Origin of the sequence: Mucilaginibacter flavidus (genome assembly GCF_024055575.1) — a bacterium.
Classification (GTDB): Bacteria; Bacteroidota; Bacteroidia; order Sphingobacteriales; family Sphingobacteriaceae; genus Mucilaginibacter; species Mucilaginibacter flavidus.
This window is the reverse complement of sequence record NZ_JAMXOE010000053.1, coordinates 1-6099: the sequence shown is the minus strand read 5'-3', so window position 1 is coordinate 6099 and position 6099 is coordinate 1. Positions and strand designations below refer to the sequence as shown.

The 6099-nt window shown below is 47.2% G+C and carries 2 tRNA genes and 3 rRNA genes; all 5 read left to right on the top strand.

The annotated features are described in order from the left end of the window. Positions 1 to 473: 473 nt before the first annotated feature. The 5 genes from NAF19_RS30370 (at position 474) to rrf (ending at position 5949) form a co-directional block, all read left to right on the top strand. Positions 474 to 1995 (top strand): 16S ribosomal RNA (locus NAF19_RS30370). Positions 1996 to 2313: 318 nt separating this feature from the next. After that, positions 2314 to 2388 (top strand) — tRNA-Ile (locus tag NAF19_RS30365). Positions 2389 to 2405: 17 nt separating this feature from the next. Next, positions 2406 to 2482: transfer RNA gene (locus tag NAF19_RS30360), tRNA-Ala, on the top strand. A gap of 263 nt (positions 2483 to 2745) precedes the next feature. After that, a 23S ribosomal RNA gene (locus NAF19_RS30355) occupies positions 2746 to 5626 on the top strand. A 211-nt stretch (positions 5627 to 5837) separates the two neighbouring features. Then, a 5S ribosomal RNA gene (gene rrf, locus NAF19_RS30350) occupies positions 5838 to 5949 on the top strand. Together the 16S, 23S and 5S rRNA genes with 2 tRNA genes alongside form the textbook arrangement of a ribosomal RNA operon. Positions 5950 to 6099 lie beyond the last annotated feature (150 nt).

The window sequence follows — 6099 nt, the reverse complement described above, 5'->3', positions numbered from 1 at the left end:
AAAAAAATCACATCTTTGCAGCCCGCAAACGAGGGAGAGAAAAGAGAGAAAGGTGGCGGGAAACAAGCTTTAGAAAATAAAAAAAAATAAAGTTTGCGAATTAAAAAAAGGTTTCTACCTTTGCAGTCCCAAAACGAGGGGATGAAAATTCCCAAAACAAGGGAAGAAAAACAGAGAGGGTGACGGAAGCGATTTCCGCACTAAAAATTGAAAAGTTAAGGAAGTGAAAGCGACCTAAAACATATAGCCTGACTGAGACAGAAAGGCGCAAAAGTTCTTATAAGTAATAGATAATCATGTAGCATAACGGGTAAAACTGTTATGAACAAACGAAGAGAGAAGGATACTGTATAAAGATACACAGTGAACGGATCAGAGAGAAGAGAGAAGCAATTCACGATTCAACCTACCGGACACATAATTTTACAGATTCTATTATTAATAATAGGGTCAGTGAACAAACAAAACATTTTACAATGGAGAGTTTGATCCTGGCTCAGGATGAACGCTAGCGGCAGGCCTAATACATGCAAGTCGGACGGGATTGGAGAGCTTGCTTTCCATGAGAGTGGCGCACGGGTGCGTAACACGTATGTAACCTACCTTTATCAGGGGGATAGCCTCTCGAAAGAGAGATTAAGCCCGCATAATATGAAGACACAGCATTGTGATTTCATCAAATATTTATAGGATAAAGATGGGCATGCGGAACATTAGCTAGTTGGTAAGGTAATGGCTTACCAAGGCTACGATGTTTAGGGGATCTGAGAGGATGACCCCCCACACTGGTACTGAGACACGGACCAGACTCCTACGGGAGGCAGCAGTAAGGAATATTGGTCAATGGGCGGAAGCCTGAACCAGCCATGCCGCGTGCAGGAAGACGGCCCTACGGGTTGTAAACTGCTTTTGTACCGGAATAAACCCTGATTCGTGAATCAGGCTGAATGTACGGTAAGAATAAGGATCGGCTAACTCCGTGCCAGCAGCCGCGGTAATACGGAGGATCCAAGCGTTATCCGGATTTATTGGGTTTAAAGGGTGCGTAGGCGGCCTGTTAAGTCAGGGGTGAAAGACGGTAGCTCAACTATCGCAGTGCCCTTGATACTGATGGGCTTGAATGTACTAGAGGTAGGCGGAATGTGACAAGTAGCGGTGAAATGCATAGATATGTCACAGAACACCAATTGCGAAGGCAGCTTACTATGGTATGATTGACGCTGAGGCACGAAAGCGTGGGGATCAAACAGGATTAGATACCCTGGTAGTCCACGCCCTAAACGATGAATACTCGATGTTAGCGATATACAGTTAGCGTCAAAGCGAAAGCGTTAAGTATTCCACCTGGGGAGTACGCCCGCAAGGGTGAAACTCAAAGGAATTGACGGGGGCCCGCACAAGCGGAGGAGCATGTGGTTTAATTCGATGATACGCGAGGAACCTTACCCGGGCTTGAAAGTTAGTGAATTGAGCAGAGACGCTCAAGTCCTTCGGGACACGAAACTAGGTGCTGCATGGCTGTCGTCAGCTCGTGCCGTGAGGTGTTGGGTTAAGTCCCGCAACGAGCGCAACCCCTATGTTTAGTTGCCAGCACGTTAAGGTGGGGACTCTAAACAGACTGCCTATGCAAATAGAGAGGAAGGAGGGGACGACGTCAAGTCATCATGGCCCTTACGTCCGGGGCTACACACGTGCTACAATGGGCAGTACAGAGGGCAGCTACCTGGCAACAGGATGCCAATCTCAAAAAGCTGTTCACAGTTCGGATCGGGGTCTGCAACTCGACCCCGTGAAGTTGGATTCGCTAGTAATCGCAGATCAGCAATGCTGCGGTGAATACGTTCCCGGGCCTTGTACACACCGCCCGTCAAGCCATGGAAGCTGGAAGTACCTGAAGTGCGTAACCGCAAGGAGCGTCCTAGGGTAAAGTCGGTAACTGGGGCTAAGTCGTAACAAGGTAGCCGTACCGGAAGGTGTGGCTGGAATACCTCCTTTCTGGAGCAGTATCCACAAAATCTCTTCAAACAGGGCATAATAGCGAAAGCTGTTAGCTACATGATCTATTTCTTATGATTAGTTAGTGAATTGTTGAATTAGTGAATTAGCGATTGAAAAATTGCTAAGCAAATCACTAAGTCAGTCATTCACTAAATCACTAATTAATAACGACACAAAAGGAAAACCCAAAAGATGAAGCCATTAGTAAGGTGACAATCAAAACGGGCAACGAGATTGTAAGAAATTACGGTTTACGATTTACGAGAAAACGATTGTTAAATCCGAAATCGCAAATCCGAAATCCGAAATAAAGACAGTCCTGTAGCTCAGTTTGGTTAGAGCACTACACTGATAATGTAGGGGTCAGCAGTTCAAATCTGCTCGGGACTACACAAACTTGATTTTTAGGGGGATTAGCTCAGCTGGCTAGAGCACCTGCCTTGCACGCAGGGGGTCAACGGTTCGAATCCGTTATTCTCCACCATACCCACCATAACTCTACCAAGAGATGGATAATGACAAAGGCGATCTGTAAAAGGAAGACCGGGGTAAAAGTTCTTTGACATATTGGAAGAAGTAAATTGAAAGAGAAGACAACAGAAGAGGACTGTTGAGGCTCGGACGAGGAAAGAAATAAGAAAAATGAGAAGGGGCTTCGGTTCCGGATCCTGATTCTGAACTTTAGAACTTAGAAGACGCAACAAGAATCAAAAAAGCATACATACCGAGCAAAAGGCGGTATAGTAGAAGAAAGTAAGAAAGGGTACACGGGGGATGCCTTGGCTCTCAGAGGCGATGAAGGACGTGATAAGCTGCGATAAGCTGCGGGGATTAGCAAATATGAATTGATCCGCAGATTTCCGAATGGGGAAACCTAACTATTTGAAGAATAGTTGCATAAATGCGCGAACCTGCTGAACTGAAACATCTAAGTAAGCAGAGGAAGAGAAAACAACAGTGATTTCCTGAGTAGTGGCGAGCGAAAGGGAAGAAGCCCAAACCGGTTATGTTACGGCATAACCGGGGTTATAGGACCACAACATGAATATTAAAGAAAACCGGAACGGGGTGGGAAACCCGGCCATAGAGCATGAGAGCTGCGTACGGGTAATTGATAATAGGATAGTGGTATCCTGAGTACCGCGAGGTCGGAGACGCCTTGTGGGAATTTGCCGGCACCATCCGGTAAGGCTAAATACTCCTGAGAGACCGATAGTGAACCAGTACCGTGAGGGAAAGGTGAAAAGAACCCCGAACAGGGGAGTGAAATAGAACCTGAAACCGTGTACTTACAAGCGGTCGGAGCGGACTTGATCCGTGACGGCGTGCCTTTTGCATAATGAGCCTACGAGTTACTCTTCATTGGCAAGGTTAAATGTTTAAGACATGGATCCGAAGCGAAAGCGAGTCTGAATAGGGCGCATAGTCAGTGGAGGTAGACGCGAAACCTTGTGATCTACCCATGGACAGGTTGAAGGTGCCGTAACAGGTACTGGAGGACCGAACCGATAAACGTTGAAAAGTTTCCGGATGATCTGTGGGTAGGGGTGAAAGGCTAATCAAACTGGGAAATAGCTCGTACTCCCCGAAATGTTTTTAGGAACAGCCTGGCGGTTGAGTTAATAAGAGGTAGAGCTACTAATTGGGTGCGGGGGAGTCAAATCCTACCAAATCCAGATAAACTCCGAATGCTTATTAATATACGCTGGAGTGAGGCTCTGGGTGCTAAGGTCCAGGGCCGAGAGGGAAAGAACCCAGACCATCAGCTAAGGTCCCTAAATTACCACTAAGTTGAACTAACGAGGTCCGATTGCACAGACAGCTAGGATGTTGGCTTGGAAGCAGCCATTCATTTAAAGAGTGCGTAACAGCTCACTAGTCGAGCGATCGGGCATGGATAATAAACGGGCATCAAGTGGTATACCGAAGCTATGGATTATACAGTAATGTATACTGGTAGGGGAGCATTCTATTATCCGGTGAAGCAGGAAGGTAACTGACTGTGGAGGTTATAGAAAAGCAAATGTAGGCATAAGTAACGATAAGGCGGGAGAGAAACCCGCCCACCGAAAGACTAAGGTTTCCTGATCAACGCTAATCGGATCAGGGTTAGTCGGGGCCTAAGGTGAAGCCGAAGGGCGTAGCCGATGGACAACTGGTTAATATTCCAGTACTTTTTATAACTGCGATGCGGTGACGGAGTAGTGACACTGACGCGAACTGACGGAATAGTTCGTTAAAGGCCGTAGGTATAGGCTTGGTAGTAAAGTACGCCAGGTTTGCTGAAAGCTGATAGTACCTTAAACCTTCGGGGGAGAGGATAGTTCAGGTAATCAGACTTCCAAGAAAACCCGCTAAGCTTCAGGTTATAAAAACCCGTACCGTAAACCGACACAGGTAGTCGAGGAGAGAATCCTAAGGTGCTCGAGTGAATCATGGCTAAGGAACTCGGCAAAATGGCCCTGTAACTTCGGGAGAAGGGGCGCTGGTAGCAATATCAGCCGCAGTGAAAAGGCCCAGGCGACTGTTTAACAAAAACACATGGCTATGCAAAATCGAAAGATGACGTATATGGCCTGACACCTGCCCGGTGCTGGAAGGTTAAGAGGGGATGTTAGGAGCAATTCGAAGCATTGAATCGAAGCCCCAGTAAACGGCGGCCGTAACTATAACGGTCCTAAGGTAGCGAAATTCCTTGTCGGGTAAGTTCCGACCTGCACGAATGGTGTAACGATCTGGGCGCTGTCTCAGCCATGAGCTCGGTGAAATTGTGGTATCGGTGAAGACGCCGGTTACCCGCAACGGGACGGAAAGACCCCATGCACCTTCACTACAACTTAACATTGAAATCGGCTACAGGATGTGTAGGATAGGTGGGAGACTGTGATCATGCTTCGCTAGGAGTATGTTAGTCAACGTTGAAATACCACCCTTTCTGTATCTGGTGTCTAACTCCATAATGTGGAGGACATTGTTTGGCGGGTAGTTTGACTGGGGTGGTCGCCTCCAAAAAGGTAACGGAGGCTTTCAAAGGTAAGCTCAGTACGCTTGGTAACCGTACGGGGAGTGCAATAGCATAAGCTTGCTTGACTGTGAGGCAGACAAGCCGAGCAGGGTCGAAAGACGGATATAGTGATCCGGTGGTTCTGCATGGAAGGGCCATCGCTCAAAGGATAAAAGGTACGCTGGGGATAACAGGCTGATCTCCCCCAAGAGCTCATATCGACGGGGAGGTTTGGCACCTCGATGTCGGCTCGTCACATCCTGGGGCTGGAGAAGGTCCCAAGGGTTGAGCTGTTCGCTCATTAAAGTGGCACGCGAGCTGGGTTCAGAACGTCGCGAGACAGTTCGGTCCCTATCTGTTGTGGGCGCAGGAAGTTTGAGTGGGGCTGACCTTAGTACGAGAGGACCGGGTTGGACGAACCACTGGTGAATCTGTTATGGCGCCAGCTGTATTGCAGAGTAGCTACGTTCGGAATAGATAAGCGCTGAAAGCATCTAAGTGCGAAACTAGCCACAAGATGAGACTTCCATTGAGGGTCGTAGCAGACTACTACGTTGATAGGTTACAGGTATAAAGGTGGTGACATCATAGCCAAGTAATACTAATCGCCCGAAGCTTTCTCATAGCAGGTAATTATGGTGATTAGAGATTAAAGAATAGCGATCAGGACTTGTCCTGACCAATACTCCCGAAACTCTAATCACCGAACACTAAAACTGTTGTCTTTTCAATCAAAATACTTCTTTCAATAATATGTCATTGTTTATTAGAAAAAGGTCAACAGCGGTTAGGCAACTAATCTCTAATTAACCAACCTCTAATCAACTAAAGAAATTCAGGTGCCTATATCGGCGGTGTCCACCTCTTCCCATTCCGAACAGAGAAGTTAAGCCCGCCAGAGCCGATGGTACTGCAGTAAAATGTGGGAGAGTAGGTCGGTGCCAAATCTTATCAAGCAGCCGTTCATCATTCGATGAGCGGCTTTCTTGTTTTATACGTATTTCCAATCCGGACAATGAAGTTAAGCCCGCCAGACCCGGTGGTACTGTCCGCTGGTTAGCGGATGGGAGAGTAGGTCGGTGCCAAATCTTATCAAG